Below are 21,089 nucleotides of genomic sequence, written 5' to 3' on the forward strand. Positions count from 1 at the left end.
TTTCGGGAAATTTCCCGAAAAGCACAGCCCGATGCCGGTCACAGGCTGATTTCAACACGCTCGCCGGAAGCCCCGGCAAAGGCGGGCCGCGCCTTCTCCAAAAATGCCTCCACCTGCCGGGGGCACCGTCCGATGTAAAGAGTTGGGTCCAGCACCGCGGCGATTTCCTCTGCCGTCATGCCAAACATCGGCTCCCCTGCCAGAAGCTCCAGCAAATTGCAGGGCTCGCCCTCCTTCATCCGGGTCGTGGCGGTCATGGAGCATTCCCGGATCACCTCGTGGAGCTGCTGGCGGTCGCCTCCGCGCTTCACAGCCTCCATCATCAGGTTCTCCGTGGAAATAAAGGGCAGATATTCCCGCACCGCTTTGTCAACAATTTTTTCATTGACATGCAGACCGTCTGTCACGTTGGCCATCAGGCGCAAAATCGCGTCGGCACACAAAAAGCCCTCAGGAAGAGAGATACGCCGGTTGGCGGAGTCGTCCAGCGTCCGCTCCAGCCATTGTACGCTTGCGGTCATGGGGGCGTTCATGGCATCCGCCATCAAATAGCGGGAAAGAGAGCAGATGCGCTCCGCCCGCATGGGATTTCGCTTATAGGGCATGGCGGAGGAACCGATCTGGTTCTTTTCAAAAGGTTCCTCAATCTGCCGGTCATGCTGCAACAAGCGCAGATCATTGGCAAAGCGATAGCAGCTCTGGGCGATGGAGGAGAGCACATTTAAAATCCGGCTGTCCAGCTTTCTGGGATAGGTCTGCCCGCAGACGGCAAAGCACTCGCCAAAGCCGAAGGCGGCGCAGAGCAGCCGGTTCATTTCGTCAACCTTTTCGCCGTCCCCGTCAAACAGGTCCAGAAAGCTTGCCTCCGTACCGGTAGTCCCCCGGCAGCCCAAAAATTTCATGCTTCTAAGAACAAAATCCAGCTCCTCCAAATCCGACAGCAAATCCTGCATCCAGAGGGTGGCCCGCTTGCCGACCGTCACAAGCTGGGCAGGCTGATAATGGGTATAGCCCAGCGTGGGCATGGCCTTATACTTCTCGGCGAAACCGCCCAGATTTTCCAGTACCGCGCAAAGCTCTCCCCGGAGATAGTTCAGCCCGTCCCGGAAAATAATCAAATCCGCATTGTCGGTGACATAGCAGCTCGTGGCGCCCAGATGAATGATGCCCGCAGCGGAGGGCGCGGCCTGCCCAAAGGCATACACATGGGCCATCACGTCGTGGCGAACCTCTTTTTCCCGCTGGGCGGCGCAGTCGTAGTCAATGTCGCTCACATGGGCGGCAAGCTCGTCCACCTGCGCCTGCGTGATGGGCAGGCCAAGGGTCCGCTCCGCCCGGGCCAGCTCCACCCACAGCTTTCGCCAGGTTTGAAACCGAGTGTCAGGGGAAAACAGGCGCAGCATATAGTTTGATGCATACCGCGACGCCAGAGGGGATTCATAGCGATCCTTGCTCATAGTGTGTCAGCCTTTCACAGTGAAGTCAGAAAGAGGGAGACGCCCGGAGGTCGTCTCCCTCCCCGGGGATACAGCGGGTTTCCCCGCAGATTTTGGTTTTACCGGATAACAATGGAGTCCCGCTCCGGGCCCACGGAGACATAGCCGATGCGGCATCCAATGGCCTTTTCCACCAGCAGCACATAGTCCTGCGCAGCCTTGGGCAAATCCTCCCACCGTCGCACACCGGAAATGTCGCACTTCCAGCCGTCCACATACTCCGTCACGGGCTTTGCCTTAGAGAGAATCGCCGGGAAGGGAAACGCGTCGGTCTGCTGTCCGTCCAGCTCATAGTGAGCACAAACGGGGATTTTTTCCAGATAGCTCAGCACGTCCAGCTTGGTCAGGGCAATGTTCGTCGCGCCCTGCACCTCCACGCCATACCGCGTGGCCACCAGATCGATGGGCCCCACCCGGCGGGGCCGACCGGTCTTCGCGCCGTATTCATTTCCGGCCTCCCGAAGCTGTTCGGCCTCCTCGCCAAACCACTCGCAGGTGAACGGCCCCTCTCCCACGCAGGAGGAATAGGCCTTCACCACGCCCACCACCTCGTCAATCTTTGCCCACGGCGCGCCGGAGCCCACGGGGGCATAGGCCGCGATGGCGTTGGAGGAGGTGGTGTAGGGATAAATACCGTAATCCAAGTCTCTTAGAGAGCCAAGCTGGGCCTCAAACAGGAAGCTCTTGCCCTGCGCCTGCGCTTCGCGCAGAAATGCGCCGGTGTCGCAGATAAAAGGCTTCAGCTTTTCGCCGAAGTCCCCAATCCAATTCATAAGCTCGTCCATGGTATAGGGCTTCGCCCCGTAGACCTTTTCAATGGTCAGGTTTTTCCACTCCAAAAGGGCGGAAAGGTGCTCCTTCAGCCGGGCGGGATACAAAAGCTCCCCCGCCTGAACGGTCTTCTTCTGGAATTTGTCAGAATAGAAGGGGGCAATGCCCTGCTTGGTGGAGCCGTATTTCTTGTCGGCAAGGCGCTGTTCCTCCAGCCCGTCCAGCAGGCGATGCCACGGCAGCAGCAAAGACGCCCGATCACTGATTTTCAAATTCTCCGGGGTGATGGACACGCCCTTGCTTCGGATGTCCTCCATCTCGGTCCACAGACTTTCGCAGTCCACGGCCACGCCGTTGCCCAAAATATTTACCACACCCGGGCGGAAAATACCGGAGGGCAGCAGGTGCAGAGCGAACTTGCCAAATTCGTTCACCACGGTGTGCCCAGCGTTGCCGCCGCCCTGGTAGCGAATGACCACGTCGTAACGGTCGGTGATGAGGTCCACCATCCGACCCTTCCCCTCGTCGCCCCAGTTGATGCCTACAATCGCGCAGTTTGCCATAGCGCCAGCCTCCCCAAACGTTTCATTTGTACCATCGGACAGGTCCTTTTTCAAAAGACCCGCAACCTTTTTAATTATACAGAAGGCGCAGGCATAAGTAAAGGGTTCGTTTTTAATAGCCACTATAAATTTCTGATATGCCTCTTATTCGGATGCTCTCCCGCCCTCTGCGCACAGCGGAATGCAGGATTCCTCCCGGCGGTCCGAAGCCGCACGCCCATTGTACCCCTCTGGGTCAGCAAAGTAAACCGTTTCCCCGCGCTTTCCGGTGAAAAAAGGGGCATCGGCGCTTTTCAAGCGGCGTGGTTTGTGGTAGAATGTCCGCGTTGTGGACATTTTATCTGATTTAGGTCATTTTTCCTGTCCCTGTGGGGACCATTGAAAAGCATGACATATTTTACCGCAAACTTTTGTTTGCGGTAAAATTCGGATTGATATAAATTTAGGGCGATAAGCGGAGGGGGACCATTGTATGGTAAACATTGGATTTGACAACGAGTTATATTTAAAGCTCCAGTCGGAGCATATTCGCCGCCGAATCGGTGATTTTGGAGGAAAGCTGTACCTGGAATTCGGGGGAAAGCTGTTTGACGATTACCACGCCTCCCGGGTGCTGCCGGGCTTTGCGCCGGACAGCAAGGTGCGGATGCTCCAGCAATTGGCGGCGGACGTGGAAATTGTCATCGCCATTGCGGCGGGAGATATCGAGAAGAATAAAATCCGGGGAGATCTGGGTATCCCTTATGATGAGGATGTGCTCCGCCTGATCGACAGCTTCCATTCCCTCGGGCTGTACGTGGGCAGCGTGGTCATCACCCGCTGGGAGGGACAAGTCGCCGCGCAGGCCTTCCGCCGCCGGTTGGAGACTCTTGGCGTGCGGTGCTTTTTGCACTATCCCATTCCGGGCTATCCTTCGGATGTGGATCGCATTGTCAGCGACGAAGGGCTGGGGGAAAACGACTATATAGAAACCACCCGCTCTTTGGTGGTGGTGACGGCTCCCGGCCCCGGCAGCGGGAAAATGGCCACCTGCCTCAGCCAGCTATACCATGAGAATCAGCGGGGCGTGCAGGCAGGCTATGCAAAATTTGAAACCTTCCCCATCTGGAACCTGCCCTTAAAGCACCCGGTAAATCTGGCTTACGAAGCCGCCACGGCGGACCTGTCCGACGTGAACATGATTGACCCCTTCCATCTGGAGGCTTACGGAACCACAGCGGTGAACTACAATCGGGACGTGGAGATTTTCCCCGTGCTGGACGCCATGTTCCGCCGCCTTCAGGGAACCTCTCCTTATAAATCCCCCACGGACATGGGCGTAAATCAGGCGGGCAACTGCATCGTGGATGACGAGGCCTGCCGGTTTGCCTCCCGGCGGGAAATTCTTCGCCGGTTTTATGCCGCAGAAGCGGACGAGGCCCGGGGCCGGGGCGACGCGGAAACCGTGCGCAAGCTGAAGCTTCTGATGAATCAGGCGGACGTAACGCCGGAGCTTTGCCCCGCCGTGGGCGCGGCCCTCGCCAAAGCCGAGGCCACCGGCGCACCCGCCGGAGCCATGGAGCTGAGCGACGGACGCATTATCACCGGCAAAACCTCCGCCACGCTGGGGGCCGCGTCGGCCCTGCTTTTAAACGCATTGAAAGCGCTGGGCGGTATTGGCGATCAGTTTGAACTGATTTCCTCTCAGGTGCTGGAGCCGGTGTGCCGCCTGAAAACGGAGTATCTTGCCCACCGCAATCCCCGCCTGCATACCGACGAGGTGCTGCTGGCCCTGACCATTTCCGCCCTGACCAATCCTCTGGCGGAGCTGGCCCAGCAGCAGCTTCCCAAGCTGCGGGATGCAGAGGCCCATTTCACCGTGATTCTCTCCCCCGTGGACGAGCAGCTTTTGCGCCGGCTGGGCATTCAGGTGAGCTGCGAACCGAAATTCGGCAGTGGAAAGCTGTATCACAAATAAGCGCATCCTTACAGGCGCTTCTTCGCAGGGAGAAGCGCCTGTGCTGGTGAACCGCGCATGCCGCCCCGAAAAGGACGGCATGCCAAGCCAGACAATCCAACGGGGCGCGTAGCACCCCTGCAAAAACGTTTTTGGAAGGGACACTTTATGGAGATCATTCAACTTTTGGCGGAGGAACTGAATCAGGACCCCCGGTATGTGGAAAATGTGGTAAAGCTGATCGACGAGGGGAACACCATCCCTTTCATCGCCCGCTATCGCAAGGAACTGCACGGCGCCATGGACGACACGGTGCTTCGGACGCTGGATGAGCGGCTGACCTACCTCCGGGGTCTTGCCGAGCGGCGCGAAACGGTGAAAGCCGCCATTTCGGAGCAGGGCAAGCTGACGGAGGCACTTTCCTCCGCCATCGACGGGGCAAAGACCCTTGCAGAGGTGGAGGACCTCTACCGACCCTATAAGCAAAAGCGCCGCACCCGGGCCACCATCGCAAAGGAAAAAGGGCTGGAGCCCCTTGCCCTGCTGCTGTACGCGCAGGGGCGGGACTGCCCTGACCCGCTGGAAGCCGCCGCAGCGTATATTGATGCGGAAAAGGGCGTTGAAACGGCAGAGGACGCCCTTGCGGGCGCGTCGGACATTGTGGCGGAGCTTGTGAGCGACGACGCGGAGGTACGAAAGGTCCTGCGGGGCTTTCTTTTGCGGCAGGCCAGCCTGCGCAGCACGGCGGCCACGGCGGAGGACACGGTTTACCGCCTGTATTACGATTTCACCCAAGCAATCGCCCGGATGCAGGGACATCAGATTCTGGCCGTCAACCGGGGCGAACGGGAGGGCATGCTGAAGGTGGGTCTGGAGCTGGACCGGGAAGCCGCGCTGGTGACGCTGCGCCGTCAGGTGGTGCGCCCCGGCTCCGCCGCAAACGCCTTTGTCCGCGCCGCCGCGGACGACGCATGGGACCGGCTACTGTACCCCTCGTTGGAGCGTGAAATTCGCGGTCAGCTTACTGACCGGGCCGCCGAGGGGGCCATCGGTCAGTTTGCCTTGAACTTAAAACCTCTTTTGATGCAGCCGCCGGTGAAGGGCCGCGTCACCATGGGGCTGGACCCGGGATACCGCAACGGCTGTAAAGTGGCAATCGTGGACGGTACCGGCAAGGTGCTGGACACCGCCGTGGTCTACCCCACCTTTGGCGAGCGCCAGAAAAACGAAGCAATTGCCAAGCTTTCGGGCATGGCGGTCACTTATGGCGTGGAGCACATCGCCATCGGCAACGGCACCGCCAGCCGGGAGACGGAGCAGATGGCCGTGGAGCTGATTCAAAAGCTTTCGGACATGGGCCGCCGCCTCAGCTATATGATCGTGTCCGAGGCGGGGGCCTCGGTGTATTCCGCATCCAAGCTGGCGGCAGAGGAATTTCCCCAGTACGACGTGAACCTTCGCTCCGCCGTGTCCATCGCCCGGCGGCTTCAGGACCCTCTAGCGGAACTGGTGAAAATCGACCCCAAGGCCATCGGCGTGGGCCAATACCAGCACGACTGCCCGCAAAAGCAGTTGGACGAAGCGCTGGGCGCGGTGGTGGAGGACTGCGTAAACGCCGTGGGCGTGGACGTAAACACCGCGTCCGCGTCGCTTCTGGGCTATGTGGCAGGGCTGACCGGCTCCACCGCCAAAAACGTGGTAAAATACCGGGAGGAGAACGGCGTGTTTACCGCCCGGAAGCAGATTTTAAAGGTATCAAAGCTGGGTCCCAAGGCCTTTGAGCAGTGCGCAGGCTTTTTGCGGGTGCCGGAGAGCGCCAACGTGCTGGACAACACCGCCGTCCATCCCGAGAGCTACGCCGCCGCGGAAAAGCTGCTCAAGATCACCGGCTATACACTGGAGGATGTTTCTGCCGGTGCACTGGGGGACCTGCCGAATCGCCTGAAAGCCTATGGCGAGGAGAAGGCGGCGGCAGAGTGCGGCGTGGGCGTGCCCACGCTGCGGGACGTGGCATCGGAGCTGCAAAAGCCGGGCCGGGACCCCCGGGACGAGCTGCCCAAGCCGGTTTTGCGAACAGACGTGATGGATATCAAGGACCTGCGCCCCGGCATGGTCCTCACCGGCACGGTGCGAAACGTCATCGACTTCGGCGCGTTTGTGGACATCGGCGTCCACCAGGACGGGCTGGTCCATGTGTCCCAAGTCAGTGACCGCTTTATCCGCCACCCCTCCGAAGCCGTATCCGTCGGCGACGTGGTAAAGGTGGTGGTGCTGGAAGTGGAGGAAAAGAAAAAACGGATCTCCCTTTCCATGAAGCAGGCAAAATAATTCGGTGGCAGGCAAACCGACAAGGGGGATGTTCCATGAAGCTATTGACCTTTGACGAAACGGGGGACCTGCTGGACCGCATCGCCGAGCAGTTCCCCCAAGCCCTGTTTCAGGGCCTCAACGGCGGTGTAAATCTGCTGGAGGAGGCTTTGGAGGACCCGGAGTTTCCCGGCGGCGAGCTGTATATCATGGGCCAGTTCTGCGACGACTGCCTTGGAAAATACATTGACCTTTATTACGGCTCCTTTGCCGCCCTTGCAACGCTTGAGGACTGGACGGAGAAAGACTGGGAGGACGAGCTTTGGACCACCCTCTCCCACGAGCTGACCCACCATATGGAGGGTCTTGGCGGCCTTCACGCGCTGGACGACCGGGATGAGGAGGAAATGGCGGAGTTTCGCCGGGAATATGAGGCGAGGGCAAAACTCGCCTCTCGATCCGCCGAAGAGAACGGAGACACTTCCATGCAACAGCCCTGACGCCAGCTTTAGAACCCACGCCGCTTTTTCAAGAAAGACGGGGCAGTTCCGGTATGTCTTGCCGGATCTCCCCGTCTCTTTTTCCGCAACAAAAGAGGAACGCGCACCGCTTTGAACCGCCCCCTGCCTCAGATCAGGATCTATACATCCGACCTATTTTTAAATTTTTGTCCTTCGTATTGAACTCTGCCTTTTACCTCCGCTTGTAAAAATCTGTCTGACATATTATAATAACTGCGATAACAGGTATAACCAGTGACGGCGTCGCCGTCTGCCCAGCATCTTTCGCCTGCCGCCGTTTTTTGTGGAACAGGCAGGCCGCAGCAAACACCTCGGCGTTCCGATACCGCACTGCGCAGCGCACAGTCCAAAGGAAATTCAAGGAGGAATCAAGATGGGGACAAACGAGACAGCCGGAAAAACACTGGTGGATACGGCGGTGGACGAGATAATTCAGTTGATTTTGAACAATAATATGAAATCAGGAGACAGGCTCCCCAACGAATACGAGTTGGCACAGCAATTGAAAGTCGGGCGAAGCACTTTGCGAGAGGCCACACGTCGGCTGGTTGCCCGCAACATTCTCCATGTGCGTCAAGGTTCGGGCACCTTTGTTTCCGACAAAAACGGCGTGCCCGAAGACCCTCTCGGGCTCACCTTTATGGGAAATGATCCAAAGCTGGCCATCGAGCTGCTGGATATCCGCCTGATGCTGGAGCCGGAAATTGCGCAGATCGTGGCACGCAAGGCTGTGCCGAAGCAGGTACGGCAGATGTATGAATACTGTGAAAGAATGGAAGAATTGGTGAACGCGGAAGAGGATTATTCCGCCGTGGACGCCCAGTTTCACCGGTTTTTAGCCGAGTGCAGCGGAAATGACGTACTGCGAAACTTAATCCCTATTATCACTTCATCTGTCAATGTCATCATCACCACTACCAACGACGAAAACCGCAGGCAGTCCATTATTCAGCATCGGCAGATTGTGAACGCAATTTCCCGGTGCGACCCCATGGGTGCGCGGTTTGATATGATTTTGCACCTGAACACCAACCGCGAGTCCATCCTCAGACATCTCGACGCGAATCAGGGGAAAAAATAACTGTTTCGGATTTCAAAAGCCGCGCGGGACGCATTGCCATTCAGGGGCACATATCCAAAGCTTTTTTCTTAACAAAGATCAGACGTATTAACGGCAAAGCGCACAAAAAAATGTCGCCACAGCAGTGAAAAGGATGAAATTATTGTGAAATTTGTGACAACACTTGACGTTAGTTTGTCTGGATGATACTGTTTTATCACAAAATACATCTGATGATTAAATCTGCGTTCATCGATGGTAATTTGGATTAAGAAGGAGATTGTGAAAATGAAAAAGTGTCTCTCGATGCTGCTGGCCGGCGTAATGACGGCTACCATGCTGGCAGGCTGTGGAAGTTCCGCCCCCGCTGGCTCCGGTGCTTCCGCCGGTTCCAGTGCTTCCTCCGGAGAAGCAAAGCTTACCCTGAAATACGCGCTCACCGACGGTGAAAACACCAACTACGCCGCTGGCGCCAAGCGGGTGGCCGAACTGGTGAATCAGTACACGGACGGGCAGATTCAGATTCAGGTCTACGCCGGCGCCACTTTGGGCAGCGAGGCGGAGACGATCGAAAGCTGCGCCAACGGCGAAATTGACATTGCCACCTGCGCCAACAGCGTGCTGGAGAACTATTTCCCCGAGTGCGCCGCACTGGAGCAGCCCTTCCTCTGGGAAAGCGCCGAAGAGGCCAACTACGCCATGGCCGGCGAGACCGGCAAGCTGTTTTCCGAGGGCGTCGAAGCAGCCGGGATGCACATGATCGGCTGGATGGAGTCCGGCTTCCGCAACATCTTCTCCAAGGACCCCATTCAGACTGCCGCCGATATGCAGGGCATGAAAATCCGCACCATGAGCTCCAACCTGCAGACCGCCATGTGGAACAGCTTCGGAGCAGTTGCCACTCCCATGTCCGCTACTGAGCAGTACACCGCTTTGCAGCAGGGCACCGTGAGCGCTGTGGAAAACGCCATCTCCAACAACTGGGCCGGCAACTACTATGAGGTCGCTCCCTATGTTACCTGGTCCAACCACTACTTCTGCTACATCATGCTGTGCATGAGCGACTACGCCTATCAGAAGGTCGCAGATCTTGGCCTGATGGATCAGTTTATGCAGGGCGTCACCGAGGGCTGCAGCGACCAGTGGCAGTATCTGGTGGACTACAACAACGAGGCCGTGGACAAGCTGACCGAAAAGGGTGTCACCTTCTACGACCTTTCCGACAGCGACATCCAGACTCTGAAGGACCGCTACACCGCCTTCGTCGGTGACCCCGCCAACGGCATTTCCTTTGACAAGACTTGGCTGGCCGCGCTGGATGCAGATAGAGCTGCGTTTAAGAACGCTTAATGATTCCAAGGCCCTCATGAAATAAATCAGAAACCGCTTCCGGTCGCCCGAGCTATCCGGGGCAATCGGGAGCGGTTTTTGATTGCAACGCAGATTTGAGAAAAAGGAGAACGGTAGATGAATTCACTCAAGAAAATACTCGGTTGGCTGGACAGGTCTGAACGGCTGCTGATGGTGTTGGCTTTTGTCATCATGGTAGCCACCATGTTCGGCAGCGTGCTGGCACGAAACGTCTTTCGCGCCACCGTTTCATGGCTTGACGAGCTGGCCCGCATTTCCATGGTGTATATGGTGCTTTTGGGAGCAGAGGCCGGTCTGAGAGACGGAACGCAGGTCCGCGTAACGGCAGGCATCAGCAAGCTGCACGGCGGACTGCGCAAAGTGATCGACATTGTGGCGCAGATTGTTCTGATTGCCTTTACCGCGATGGCCACCCGAGGCGCCATTGTCAACGTACAGACCAATATCGCCCGCAATGTGACCACCACCAGCCTCAATTGGCCTATGGCCATTCCCTACATGGCACTCGTCATCGGCTTTACGATTATGACGCTGGTGCAACTGGGCACGCTGGTAAAAATGGTTGCAAAGCCTGCCGATCAATTTGGAGAAAAGGAGGAGCAGGTATGACCGGAGTACTCTTGTTCGGCGTATTTATCGTATGCCTTTTTATCGGCGTTCCCATTTCTATTTCTCTGGGCGTCTCAGCCACCGCGATGATTCTCTTCGCCCAAAATATCATGGCCCCGGCCACCACCGCCTCCATTCCTCTGCGTTTTTATGCCGGCCTTGACAGCGTGTCCATCATGGCCATCGCATTTTTTGTGCTGGCCGGCAACCTGATGACAAAGGGCGGCATCTCTCGCCGGATCGTCAGATTCGCCAGCATTCTGGTGGGCCGCGTCCGGGGCGGTATGGCCGTGGCGCTGGTTCTGGCCTGTGCTTTCTTTGCCGCTCTCTCCGGCTCTGCCCCCGCCACCGTCATTGCCATCGGCTCCATGCTGTATGCTGACATGGTAAAGGCGGGTTATCCCGGCCCCCGCACCGCGGGATTGCTGGTGGTCAGCGGCGGTCTGGGCCCCGTGATTCCGCCGTCTATCATCATGGTGATTTACTGCACGCTCACCGGCGCGTCCGTCAGCGGTATGTTCAAGCAGGGCCTGCTGGTTGGCATTGTGATCTGCGTCGTGCTGATTGCTGTGGCACTGTGGTATGCTAAAAAGGAAAATTGGCCCAAGCAGGAAGAGCATCATTCCGCATGGGACATTCTGAAGATCTTTTTTGATGCGATTCCCGCCCTGCTCACCCCCATCATCATTTTGGGCGGCATCTACTCCGGCGTTCTCACGCCCACCGAAAGCTCTGTGGTGGCCTGCATCTGGGCGCTGATCGCCGGAACCCTGTTCTATCATGAGCTTAAGTTCTCTGATTTGATTGACATCCTGTACGATTCCGCCAAGAGCTCTGCCATGATTCTTTTCATCATCTCGGCCTCCACGGCCTTCAGTTGGGTGTTTACTTTCTCCGGCCTCTCCAGCAGTCTGGTAGAAACAGTGGTGAACATGCACCTCAGCAGCACGCTGTTCTGCCTGATTGTCGCCATTATCCTGCTAATTTTCGGCACCTTCATGGAGGGTACCGCCATCTGCGTACTGCTGGTGCCCGTACTCTGGCCCATCGCCCAGAGCTTGGGTATCCATCCGCTCCACTTTGGTATGATCGTGTGTGTGTCCAATGTCATCGGCACCATGACTCCGCCGGTTGCCGTCAACATCTTCTCCGCCACGTCGGTTACCAAGCTTCCCATGGGCCAGATTGCCAAGGCTGAGATGCCTTTTCTGGTCGGATATGTCGCCGTCTTTTTCCTGACGGTGTTCTTCCCCTGGTTCAGTACCTGCCTGGCATAAAACCGATTCCGATACGGCTGCCGCCGCATTTTATCGCGGCGGCAGCCGCAAAGGATTTCTTTTCTGTGAAAGCCGTGTGTATACCGGCTGTTTTTTTGAACGAAAACTCTTTAATTTGTCTGATGATTCTTGCAGTGAAATTAAAATGGAGGTTTTATTATGCGCAATCAATCCAATAAAGAGCGGATGGAACGCTGGAGCGTCCAGTCCCCCGAGGCTCCGGGTTTTCACGCAGTTGTCACTCCCGAGACCTGCGAATGCCGCGAAGCGCAGATTTATCGTCTGAATCTGAACGCCGGAGATTCTTATGTGCTGGAAACGCAGGCACTGGAGATGAACCCAGTTTTAATCGAAGGCTCCGCAAAGTTGTCTGACCATTTATCTTTGAATCAGACCATGAAAAAATTCGACGCATTTTATGTTCCCGGCGGTGAATCCATCCGTATCACCGCGCTGGAGAACTGCATTTTCTATATTGCCGCGGCAAAGTGCGAGGGCGTGGGCGCGCCGTTTTTCCGGTCGTTTGACCTAAGCCTGCCCATCGGCGATATCCACCAGATTCACGGCAGCGGCGTGGGCCGCCGGGAAGTTATGTTTACCCTTTCCCATCAGGAGCCCGCTTCCAAGCTGATCTGCGGACTCACCTGGGGCGGCGAAGGCGCCTGGACAAGTTGGCCTCCCCACCAGCACGAGCGGGACCTGGAGGAGGTTTACTGCTATTTTGACATGCCTTTGCCTCACTTCGGCCTGCATATCAGCTATCTTGAAAGTGGCGGCGTGGAAGACATTGTGACCCACACTGTCCACTCCGGCACGATGGTGCAGGCCCCCGCGGGCTATCACCCCACCGTGGCCTGCCCCGGCACGCGGAATGCGTATTTCTGGGTGCTGGCGGCGTTTTCTCAGCCCAGCCGCCGCTATGATCTGGCAGTTTTGGACCCCGCGCTTGAAAGTTTTCAGTCCTGAACGCCGCACATTTTACAAAACACAGGAGGAAATACAAGTATGACCAATCTGTTTGACATTTCCGACCGTAGAGCCATCGTCACCGGTGGTACACGGGGACTGGGATACGGCATGGCCGAGGGCTTGATGGAGGCAGGCGCCTCCGTGGTGATTTTTGGCTCCACCGAAAAGGTGGAATTCGTTGCCGAGGAATTTCGCGGCCGCGGCTTCAACTGCCACGGGCTGAAGGTGGATCTTGCCAACGCCGAAGAGCGGGAGCAGGGCTTTCATAAGGCTGTGGAGCTTCTTGGCGGGCTGGACATTCTCATCAACGCGGCAGGCATTCAGCGCCGCTATCCCTGCGAGCAATTTCCAAAGTCCGATTGGGACGAGGTGCTCGAGGTCAACCTCACCGCCCCCTTCGTTCTCAGCCAGATGGCGGCACGGGAGTTTTTGAAGAAGACGGAGCCCGCCGGAAAAATCATCAACATTGCTTCCATGGCCACGTTTTTCGGCGGCTTCACCGTGCCCGCCTACGCGGCGGCTAAGGGCGGTGTGGCGCAGTTCAGCAAGGACATGTGCAACGAGCTGGCAGGGCGGAACATCAACGTCAACTGCATTGCCCCCGGCTATATGGACACGGAGATGAACACTGCCCTCACCGATCCCGCGAATCCCCGTTATAAGGAGATTACCGACCGCATTCCCGCCCACCGCTGGGGCACCGGCGAAGACATGAAGGGCGCCGCCATTTTCTTGGCCTCCCGCGCCTCCGACTATCTCAACGGCGCAGTCATCCCCGTGGACGGCGGATATCTGGTGAAGTAAATGTCCATTACCATTCGTAATATCCGCACAATTTACACCGCACCCGAGGGGATCAATCTGGTCGTGATCAAGGTGGAAACCTCTGAGCCGGAGCTTTACGGTCTGGGCTGCGCCACTTTTGCCTACCGCCATCTGGCGGTGGGCGCGGTGGTGGAGGAATACCTGCGCCCCCTGTTGGTGGGACAGGACGTGTCCAACATCGACCAACTTTGGCAGATGATGCACTATAACGCATACTGGCGCAACGGCCCCATCAGCAACAACGCCATTTCCGGCGTGGACATGGCCCTGTGGGACATCAAGGGCAAGCTGGCGAAAATGCCTGTTTACCAGCTTTTCGGCGGCAGACTGCGGGAGGGCGTTCCCATCTACCGCCACGCCGAAGGGCGGGATTTGGATGAGCTGTGCGACCGCATTGAGGAATACCGCGCGCAGGGCGTTACGCACATTCGCTGCCAGTGCGGCGGATATGGCGGCGAATACGGTTCTGCACCCGCTTCCGCGCCCCACGGCGCACCCGACGGCGTTTATCTGAACGCCGAGCAGTATATCCGAAACACGGTGGAGTTATTTTCCTCGCTGCGGCAGCGCCTCGGGGACGACTTGCAGTTTGTTCACGACGTTCACAGCCGCATTCAGCCCATTGACGCAATCCGGCTTGCAAAGCTGCTGGAGCCCGCCCATCTGATGTATCTGGAGGACCCGGTGTCCACCGAACAGACCGATTGGCTGCGCCAGCTCCGCAGGCAGACCAGCACGCCCATCGCGCAGGGCGAGCTGTTCAACAATCCCGCAGAATGGAAGCCGCTAATTGCGGAGCAGCTTATCGACTATATCCGCTGTCACATCAGCCAGTTGGGCGGCATTACGCCTGCCCGCAAGCTTCAGATTTTTGCGTCGCAGTTTGGCGTGCGCACCGCATGGCACGGGCCGGGCGACATGTCTCCCGTGGCTCACGCCGCCAACATTCATCTGGACCTTGCCGCCGAGAACTTCGGGATTCAGGAGTGGTCCGGCACGCAGCCCCCCAACTTTATCATTCAGGAACTTCGCGGCCCCAAGGATGCGCTGATGGAGGTCTTCCCCGGGGCGCTGAGGGAGGACAACGGATACGTCTATCCCAGCGACCGCCCCGGTTTGGGCGTCGAGCTGGATGAGGAAGCCGCCAAAAAGTTCCCCTGCGAGGCGGCAGTGACAACATGGACGCGCACAAGGCGTGCGGACGGCTCGCTTCAGGCCCCCTGACAACACCTTCCGGACAACACAAATCGATTTTTAATAAGGAGATCGTTTTAATGACAAATTTATTTGACCTGACCGGGCGCCGCGCCATCGTCACCGGCGGCACCCGCGGACTGGGCCACGGCATGGCCGAGGGCCTGATGGAGGCGGGCGCCTCCGTGGTGATTTTTGGCTCCTCCGACAAGGCGGAGTCCGTTGCCGCAGAATTTCGCAGCCGGGGCTTTAACTGCCACGGACTGAAAGTGGACCTTGCCAACGCCGAGGAGCGGGAGCGGGGCTTTTACAAGGCTGTGGAGCTTCTTGGCGGACTGGACATTCTGCTCAACGCGGCAGGCATTCAGCGCCGCTTCCCCTGCGAGCAATTCCCTGCTGAGGACTGGAACGCGGTGATCGAGGTGAACCTCACCGCCCCGTTTCATCTCAGCCAGTTGGCGGCCCGGGAGTTTTTGAAAAAGGCCGAGCCCGCCGGAAAAATCATCAACATCGCCTCCATGCTGACCTTTTTCGGCGGCTTCACCGTGCCCGCCTACGCGGCAGCCAAGGGCGGCGTGGCACAGTTCAGCAAGGATATGTGCAACGAGCTGGCAGGCCGGAACATCAATGTCAACTGCATTGCCCCCGGCTATATGGACACGGAGATGAACACCGCTCTCACCGATCCCGCAAATCCCCGCTATAAAGAGATTACCGACCGCATTCCCGCCCACCGCTGGGGCACCGGTGAAGACATGAAGGGGACCGCCATCTTTTTGGCCTCCCGCGCCTCCGACTACCTCAACGGCGCGGTCATCCCCGTGGACGGCGGATATCTGGTGAAATAAGCATTGGAGGAACACATGACAACGTATACCGTCTGTGTCAGCGATGAGCGGCACGCAAGCTATGAAATTGAGCGGAAGATGCTCGAATCCGCCGGTGCGGAGCTTCGACTCTGCCACTGCGAAACCGAAGAGGATTTAATCTCCCAGTGCGCCGACGCCGACGCCATATTGCTGGATTTGGCACCCATGACCGCCACGGCAGTGGCGGGCCTCAAACGCTGCAAGGTGATCAGCCGTTACGGCGTGGGATTTGAAAACGTGGATTTGGACGCAGCCACAACCCACGGAATCCAAGTTACCAACGTTCCCGACTATTGCATGGAGGATGTATCCGACCATGCGCTGGCGCTGATGCTCTCCTGCCTGCGCCACATCCCCATGCGGGACCGCCGGATAAGAGAGGGTGCTTGGAACCTTCAGGGAACCAGCTTCCGCCTGAAGGGCAAGACGCTGGGCGTGATTGGCGCGGGACGCATCGCCCGTGCGCTGATTCAAAAGGTGTCCGGCTTCGGCCTGAGCGAGGTTTTGGCTTATGACCCCTATGTCAGCGCGGAAGATCTGGCAGCGCTGGGCGTGCGGAAGGCAGAGCTGGACGAGGTTCTCTCCCAGTCCGATATCATCTCGCTCCATCTCCACGCCAATAAAGAGACAGAGGGCATCATCAACGCCCGGACGCTTGGAAAAATGAAACCCACCGCCATCCTCATCAATGTCAGCCGGGGTCCGCTGGTAAACGATGCAGACCTGCTGGACGCGCTGGAGCGCGGGACGATTCTCTGTGCCGGTCTGGATACCCACAACCATGAGCCTCTGGGAGCGGATTCCCCCTTCTGCCGCCTGTCCAATGTGGTTTTGACCGACCACACTGCTTACAGCACCATGGAAGGCGTGGAGGAGCTCAAGACAAAGGCCGCGCAAAACGTCATCGACGTTTTTGCCGGGAAAGCCCCCCGATACCCTGTCAACACTCTGTAAGGCCGCGCACTTTAGGGCAGGCCGCAGAAAGAAAGGAACGCGATATTATGGAAATTTTGGAAAGACTGCATCAGGCTGGTGTCGTTCCGGTGGTGGTGCTTGAGGACGCATCTCACGCCGTTCCCACCGCGAAAGCCATGCTGGCCGGAGGCATTGATGTCATGGAGATTACCTTCCGCACCGCCGCCGCGCGGGACTCCATCGCCGCCGTGGCAAAGGAGTGCCCGGATATGCTGGTGGGCGCAGGCACGGTGATCACGCTGGAGCAGTGCAAAACCGCCGTGGAAGCGGGAGCAAAGTTCATCGTCTCCCCCGGCTATTGCGAGGAAGTCGTGGCATGGTGTGTGGAAAACGGCGTGGCAATCACCCCGGGCTGCGTCACCCCCACCGAGATTATGGCCGCCATGGCCCACGGACTGAAGGTCGTCAAGTTCTTCCCGGCCAGCGTGTACGGCGGACTGCCCGCCATGAAGTCCCTTTCCGGCCCCTTCGGAGGAATTCGGTTCATTCCCACCGGCGGCGTAAACGCAAAGAATCTGGGCGAGTTTCTGGCCGCTCCCTTCATTCACGCCGTGGGCGGAAGCTGGCTGTGCGACAAGGCGGATATTGCCGCCGGGCGCTTTGACCGCATCACCGCACTGTGCGCCGAGGCCCGCCGCGGCGCGCTGGGCTTCGAGCTTGCCCATGTGGGCGTTAACACCGAGGACCCGAACACCTCTCTGGATGTCTGCCGGCAGTTTGAGGGCGCCTTTGGCTTCGCTGTGAAAGAGGGCGGCAGCTCCAACTTCGCCGGTTCCGCCGTGGAAGTGATGAAGTCCATGTATCTGGGGAAAAACGGTCACATCGCCGTGCGCACCAACAGCATTCCCCGTGCAGCGGCAGAGCTTTCAAAGCGGGGCTTCCGTCTGAACGAGAGCACCGCAAAATACAAGGGCGAGACAATGGTCGCCGTATATCTGGAGCAGGAATTCGGCGGCTTCGCCGTGCATCTGCTGCAAAAGTAACACAGGGAGGAAACGTTTATGAAATTTCTGACATTTGGTGAAATTATGCTGCGCCTGAAGGCCCCCGGACAGGAGCGGTTCTTCCAGTCTCCGTCTCTGGAGGCCACCTTCGGCGGCGGTGAGGCAAACGTGGCCGTGTCCCTTGCCAACTTCGGCATGGACGCCGCCTTTTTGACGGTTCTGCCCGAAAACTCCATCGGCGACGCCTGCGCGGCGGAGTTGCGCCGTTTTGGCGTGGATACCGGGCGCATCCAGCGCGGCCCGGGCCGCATGGGCATCTATTATCTGGAGAGCGGCGCGAATCAGCTTCCCTCCAAGGTGGTGTATGACCGCGCCGAGTCCTCCATCGCCCTGGCAAAGCCCGGCGACATCGACTGGGATCGCGCATTTGACGGCGTGGACTGGTATCACATCACCGGCATCACCCCCGCCATCTCCGAGAGCGCCATGGAGCTGTCTTTGGAGAGTGTAAAGGCCGCCCGCGCACGCGGCATCACCGTTTCCTGTGATCTGAATTATCGCAAAAATCTTTGGAAATACGGCAAGCGTGCCGCCGAGATTATGCGGGAGCTGGCAAATTACGTGGACGTGGCTGTTGCCAACGAAGAGGACGTGCAAAAGTCGCTGGAAATCACCACCGACGTGGTGGTGGAGTCCGGCGCACTGGATCGGGACAAGTACCGCGCGCTGGGCGACAAGGTTTTGGCGGCATATCCCAACATGAAGATGATCGCCATCACCCTGCGGGAGAGCCACAGCGCCGACTGGAACGACTGGGCCGCCTGCCTGAACGACGGCAAAAACTTCTACGTCTCCAAAAAGTATGAAATCCGCAGCATTGTGGACCGGGTTGGCGGCGGCGACAGCTTTGCCGGCGGCTTGCTCTACGGTTTGAATCATTATGAAGATCGGCAGCAGGCTCTGGAGTTCGCCGTGGCGGCCTCCTGCCTCAAGCACAGCATTCTGGGCGACTTTAACCGCGCAGGTGTGTCCGACGTGGAGAAGCTGATGGGCGGCGACGGCACCGGACGGGTGCAGAGGTAAGCCCGTGAGCTGTTTTTACTGTGAAAAGGACGAGCGCCTGCTGGCGTTGATGACCCCTCTGGCCGGAATGACCTGGTCGGATGTGTATCTGTTCAACGACCAGAAGCACCGGGGCCGCTGCATCGTGGCTCTTCGGGAGCATCACGATGAAATCTTCCAGCTCTCCGACGCCCAGCGGGACGGCTTCTTTGCCGAGGTCGCGGCAGTGGCCGAGGCTGTCTCCCGCTATACCGGGGCGGACAAAATCAACTACGCCATTTATGGCGACAACGTGAGCCATTTCCATGTGCATCTGGTCCCCAAAATTCGGGACGGGCTTCAGTGGGGCGGTCCGTTTACGGACTCCGTTCCCACGGTGACGCTTTCCTCCTTGGATTTTCAGGAGACGGGGCGCGCGCTTCTGGCCGCTCTGGACGCCGCCGCCGCACAGCGCGGACTTCCCACCGCGGAGCATCGTCTCGCCTAATACGTTCCTCGCCCTGTGCCAGGCGGCTCGGCGGAATGCTTCGCCGGACCGCCTGCGCACAGGGCGCAATCCTATGCAGGAGGTTATTCATGAGTGAACTGACAAGCCAGCGGCTGCGGAAAATTGCACCGGAGCTGGACCCGCTCCGTCTGGGCGCGGGCTGGAAGCCCGAGGACCTTTCCAAGCCGCAAATCATAATCGAAAGCACCTTCGGCGACAGCCACCCCGGCAGTGCCCACCTGATGGGGCTGGTGGAAGCTGCCCGGGGGGGAATTGCCGAAGCGGGTGGGTTTGGCGCCCGCTATTTTACCACGGACATCTGCGACGGCGAGTCCCAGGGACATGACGGAATCAACTATTCCCTCGTCTCCCGGGATATGATCGCCAACATGATCGAAATCCACGCCAACGCCACGCCGTTTGACGGCGGCGTGTTTATCGCAAGCTGCGACAAGGGTCTGCCCGCGCACCTGATGGGCATGGGGCGGATAAACCTGCCCTCCATTGTGGTGACGGGCGGCGTGATGGAGGCCGGTCCCGACCTTTTGACGCTGGAGCAGATCGGCACGTACAGCGCCATGTTCGAGCGGGGTGAAATCTCCGAGGAGAAATTCACCTATTACAAGCAAAACGCCTGCCCCTCCTGCGGTGCCTGTTCCTTCATGGGCACTGCCTCCACCATGCAGGTCATGGCAGAAGCACTGGGGCTGATGCTGCCCGGCACGGCCCTGCTGCCCGCCACCAGTCCCGACCTACCGGAAGCCGCCCGCAGAGCGGGCCGGCAGTCCGTCTGGCTGGCCCGACAGGGGCTGACGGCCCGACAGATTGTCACGCGGGAGTCGTTTGAAAACGCTGTGATGGTCCACGCCGCCATCTCCGGCTCCACCAACGCGCTGCTGCATCTGCCCGCCATAGCACAGGAGTTCGGCATCGAAATCGACGGAGAGACCTTCGACCGGCTTCACCGGGGCATGCACTTTCTGCTGGACATTCGGCCCACCGGTCGGTGGCCGGCGCAGTACGTCTACTATGCAGGCGGCGTGCCCGCCATCATGGAGGAGATCAAGTCCCTGCTCCATCTGGATGTCATGACCGTCACGGGCAAGACGCTGGGCGAAAATTTGGAGGAATGCCGCGTAAACGGTTATTATGAGCGTTGCGCCGCGCTGCTTGAAAAAACAGGCGTGAAACGCGAGGAGATTCTCCGCCCCTATGACCGTCCTCTTGGGCGCGACGGGAGCATCGCCATCCTCCGGGGCAGCCTCTGCCCCGACGGCGCGGTCATCAAGCACACCGCCGCACCCCCCGAAATGTTTGACACCGTCCTCACCGCGCGGCCCTTCAACTGTGAGGAAGACGCCATCGCCGCCATTTTGTCCCACAAAATCCAGCCCGGAGACGCGGTGATTATCCGGTATGAAGGCCCCCGGGGCAGCGGGATGCCGGAGATGTTCTATACCACAGAGGCCATCTCCTCCGACCCCGCGCTTTCCTCCTCCATCGCTCTTTTGACCGACGGGCGGTTTTCCGGTGCGTCCAGAGGTCCCGCCATCGGCCACATCTCGCCGGAGGCCGCTGAAGGCGGCCCCATCGCGCTGGTGGAGGACGGGGACCTGATCCACATCGACGTGACGGCGCGGAAGCTGGACATCGTGGGCGTGGCCGGAGAGAAAAAAACGGCGGAAGAAATTCAGCAAATTCTGGAGTACCGCAAAAAGGCATGGACTCCTATGCCCCCTCGCTATTCAAGCGGCGTACTTCGGCTTTTTTCCGAGCATGCCCAGTCCCCCATGAAGGGCGGCAATATGAAATAACCCAACCTACGGATAAGCAAACCCGGAAGACGCAGATTT

18 protein-coding genes are annotated in these 21,089 nt (G+C 58.6%); 16 read left to right on the forward strand and 2 right to left on the reverse strand.

Annotated elements, in window-relative coordinates; all coding sequences use genetic code 11:
* Nucleotides 1–38: 38 nt before the first annotated feature.
* Both purB and B2W96_RS08690 read right to left on the reverse strand, forming a co-directional pair.
* Complete coding sequence (purB, locus tag B2W96_RS08685) at nucleotides 39–1,457, reverse strand: adenylosuccinate lyase (protein ID WP_293009895.1); 1,419 nt, start codon at nucleotides 1,455–1,457, stop codon at nucleotides 39–41.
* A 98-nt stretch (nucleotides 1,458–1,555) separates the two neighbouring features.
* Nucleotides 1,556–2,830, reverse strand: a complete 1,275-nt coding sequence (locus B2W96_RS08690; protein ID WP_293009896.1) for an adenylosuccinate synthase — start codon at nucleotides 2,828–2,830, stop codon at nucleotides 1,556–1,558.
* A gap of 472 nt (nucleotides 2,831–3,302) precedes the next feature.
* Here B2W96_RS08690 and B2W96_RS08695 point away from each other — a divergent pair, with 472 nt between their 5' ends.
* The 16 genes from B2W96_RS08695 to ilvD all read left to right on the forward strand — a co-directional run bounded on the left by B2W96_RS08695 (nucleotide 3,303) and on the right by ilvD (nucleotide 21,050).
* On the forward strand, nucleotides 3,303–4,787 hold the full coding sequence (locus B2W96_RS08695; protein ID WP_293009897.1) for a DUF1846 domain-containing protein: 1,485 nt from the start codon (nucleotides 3,303–3,305) through the stop codon (nucleotides 4,785–4,787).
* 147 nt (nucleotides 4,788–4,934) lie between these two features.
* The gene (locus B2W96_RS08700; protein WP_293009898.1) at nucleotides 4,935–7,094 is read left to right on the forward strand and encodes a Tex family protein; all 2,160 of its coding nucleotides are present in this window, start codon (nucleotides 4,935–4,937) and stop codon (nucleotides 7,092–7,094) included.
* A 35-nt stretch (nucleotides 7,095–7,129) separates the two neighbouring features.
* The gene (locus B2W96_RS08705; RefSeq protein ID WP_293009899.1) at nucleotides 7,130–7,573 is read left to right on the forward strand and encodes a metallopeptidase family protein; all 444 of its coding nucleotides are present in this window, start codon (nucleotides 7,130–7,132) and stop codon (nucleotides 7,571–7,573) included.
* 394 nt (nucleotides 7,574–7,967) lie between these two features.
* Entirely contained in the window at nucleotides 7,968–8,675 is a 708-nt protein-coding gene (locus tag B2W96_RS08710; RefSeq protein ID WP_293009900.1) for a FadR/GntR family transcriptional regulator, read from the forward strand.
* A 267-nt stretch (nucleotides 8,676–8,942) separates the two neighbouring features.
* Complete coding sequence (locus B2W96_RS08715) at nucleotides 8,943–10,004, forward strand: TRAP transporter substrate-binding protein (protein ID WP_293009901.1); 1,062 nt, start codon at nucleotides 8,943–8,945, stop codon at nucleotides 10,002–10,004.
* 117 nt (nucleotides 10,005–10,121) lie between these two features.
* Nucleotides 10,122–10,634 carry a TRAP transporter small permease gene (locus B2W96_RS08720; RefSeq protein ID WP_293009902.1) on the forward strand — a complete coding sequence of 171 codons (513 nt, stop codon included), beginning with the start codon at nucleotides 10,122–10,124 and terminating at the stop codon, nucleotides 10,632–10,634.
* Nucleotides 10,631–11,911 (forward strand): TRAP transporter large permease, encoded by a 1,281-nt coding sequence (locus B2W96_RS08725; RefSeq protein WP_293009903.1) that lies wholly within the window; start codon nucleotides 10,631–10,633, stop codon nucleotides 11,909–11,911. Before B2W96_RS08720 ends, B2W96_RS08725 begins: the two co-directional genes overlap by 4 nt.
* Before the next feature lie 159 nt (nucleotides 11,912–12,070).
* Complete coding sequence (locus B2W96_RS08730) at nucleotides 12,071–12,877, forward strand: 5-deoxy-glucuronate isomerase (protein ID WP_293009904.1); 807 nt, start codon at nucleotides 12,071–12,073, stop codon at nucleotides 12,875–12,877.
* Nucleotides 12,878–12,916: 39 nt separating this feature from the next.
* Nucleotides 12,917–13,684: an SDR family NAD(P)-dependent oxidoreductase gene (locus B2W96_RS08735; RefSeq protein ID WP_293009905.1), complete on the forward strand. Its 768-nt coding sequence runs from the start codon at nucleotides 12,917–12,919 to the stop codon at nucleotides 13,682–13,684.
* Nucleotides 13,685–14,929 (forward strand): enolase C-terminal domain-like protein, encoded by a 1,245-nt coding sequence (locus B2W96_RS08740; protein ID WP_293009906.1) that lies wholly within the window; start codon nucleotides 13,685–13,687, stop codon nucleotides 14,927–14,929.
* Between the two features lie 50 nt (nucleotides 14,930–14,979).
* The gene (locus B2W96_RS08745; RefSeq protein WP_293009907.1) at nucleotides 14,980–15,747 is read left to right on the forward strand and encodes an SDR family NAD(P)-dependent oxidoreductase; all 768 of its coding nucleotides are present in this window, start codon (nucleotides 14,980–14,982) and stop codon (nucleotides 15,745–15,747) included.
* Nucleotides 15,748–15,762: 15 nt separating this feature from the next.
* On the forward strand, nucleotides 15,763–16,722 hold the full coding sequence (locus B2W96_RS08750) for a C-terminal binding protein (protein WP_293009908.1): 960 nt from the start codon (nucleotides 15,763–15,765) through the stop codon (nucleotides 16,720–16,722).
* Between the two features lie 47 nt (nucleotides 16,723–16,769).
* Nucleotides 16,770–17,726, forward strand: coding sequence for a bifunctional 4-hydroxy-2-oxoglutarate aldolase/2-dehydro-3-deoxy-phosphogluconate aldolase (locus B2W96_RS08755; RefSeq protein ID WP_312159359.1), 957 nt, complete (start codon nucleotides 16,770–16,772; stop codon nucleotides 17,724–17,726).
* Between the two features lie 18 nt (nucleotides 17,727–17,744).
* Nucleotides 17,745–18,770, forward strand: a complete 1,026-nt coding sequence (locus B2W96_RS08760) for a sugar kinase (RefSeq protein ID WP_293009909.1) — start codon at nucleotides 17,745–17,747, stop codon at nucleotides 18,768–18,770.
* A gap of 4 nt (nucleotides 18,771–18,774) precedes the next feature.
* Nucleotides 18,775–19,236 (forward strand): HIT family protein, encoded by a 462-nt coding sequence (locus tag B2W96_RS08765; protein ID WP_293009910.1) that lies wholly within the window; start codon nucleotides 18,775–18,777, stop codon nucleotides 19,234–19,236.
* Nucleotides 19,237–19,334: 98 nt separating this feature from the next.
* A complete protein-coding gene (ilvD, locus tag B2W96_RS08770; protein WP_349680147.1) occupies nucleotides 19,335–21,050 on the forward strand; it encodes a dihydroxy-acid dehydratase in 1,716 nt (571 codons plus the stop codon).
* Nucleotides 21,051–21,089: the final 39 nt, after the last annotated feature.

The sequence above is a fragment of the Oscillibacter sp. UBA6647 genome, assembly GCA_002455655.1.
Taxonomy (GTDB): domain Bacteria; phylum Bacillota; class Clostridia; order Oscillospirales; family Oscillospiraceae; genus Oscillibacter.

Bases quoted from the DNA above. Each gene is read 5' to 3' on its own strand.
- B2W96_RS08720 (WP_293009902.1), top strand. From the start codon at position 10,122: ATGAATTCACTCAAGAAAATACTCGGTTGGCTGGACAGGTCTGAACGG.
- B2W96_RS08715 (WP_293009901.1), top strand. From the start codon at position 8,943: ATGAAAAAGTGTCTCTCGATGCTGCTGGCCGGCGTAATGACGGCTACC.
- B2W96_RS08725 (WP_293009903.1), top strand. From the start codon at position 10,631: ATGACCGGAGTACTCTTGTTCGGCGTATTTATCGTATGCCTTTTTATC.
- B2W96_RS08745 (WP_293009907.1), top strand. From the start codon at position 14,980: ATGACAAATTTATTTGACCTGACCGGGCGCCGCGCCATCGTCACCGGC.
- B2W96_RS08755 (WP_312159359.1), top strand. From the start codon at position 16,770: ATGGAAATTTTGGAAAGACTGCATCAGGCTGGTGTCGTTCCGGTGGTG.
- B2W96_RS08705 (WP_293009899.1), top strand. From the start codon at position 7,130: ATGAAGCTATTGACCTTTGACGAAACGGGGGACCTGCTGGACCGCATC.
- purB (WP_293009895.1), bottom strand. From the start codon at position 1,457: ATGAGCAAGGATCGCTATGAATCCCCTCTGGCGTCGCGGTATGCATCA.
- B2W96_RS08695 (WP_293009897.1), top strand. From the start codon at position 3,303: ATGGTAAACATTGGATTTGACAACGAGTTATATTTAAAGCTCCAGTCG.
- B2W96_RS08710 (WP_293009900.1), top strand. From the start codon at position 7,968: ATGGGGACAAACGAGACAGCCGGAAAAACACTGGTGGATACGGCGGTG.
- B2W96_RS08730 (WP_293009904.1), top strand. From the start codon at position 12,071: ATGCGCAATCAATCCAATAAAGAGCGGATGGAACGCTGGAGCGTCCAG.
- B2W96_RS08760 (WP_293009909.1), top strand. From the start codon at position 17,745: ATGAAATTTCTGACATTTGGTGAAATTATGCTGCGCCTGAAGGCCCCC.
- B2W96_RS08750 (WP_293009908.1), top strand. From the start codon at position 15,763: ATGACAACGTATACCGTCTGTGTCAGCGATGAGCGGCACGCAAGCTAT.
- B2W96_RS08735 (WP_293009905.1), top strand. From the start codon at position 12,917: ATGACCAATCTGTTTGACATTTCCGACCGTAGAGCCATCGTCACCGGT.
- B2W96_RS08690 (WP_293009896.1), bottom strand. From the start codon at position 2,830: ATGGCAAACTGCGCGATTGTAGGCATCAACTGGGGCGACGAGGGGAAG.
- B2W96_RS08700 (WP_293009898.1), top strand. From the start codon at position 4,935: ATGGAGATCATTCAACTTTTGGCGGAGGAACTGAATCAGGACCCCCGG.
- B2W96_RS08740 (WP_293009906.1), top strand. From the start codon at position 13,685: ATGTCCATTACCATTCGTAATATCCGCACAATTTACACCGCACCCGAG.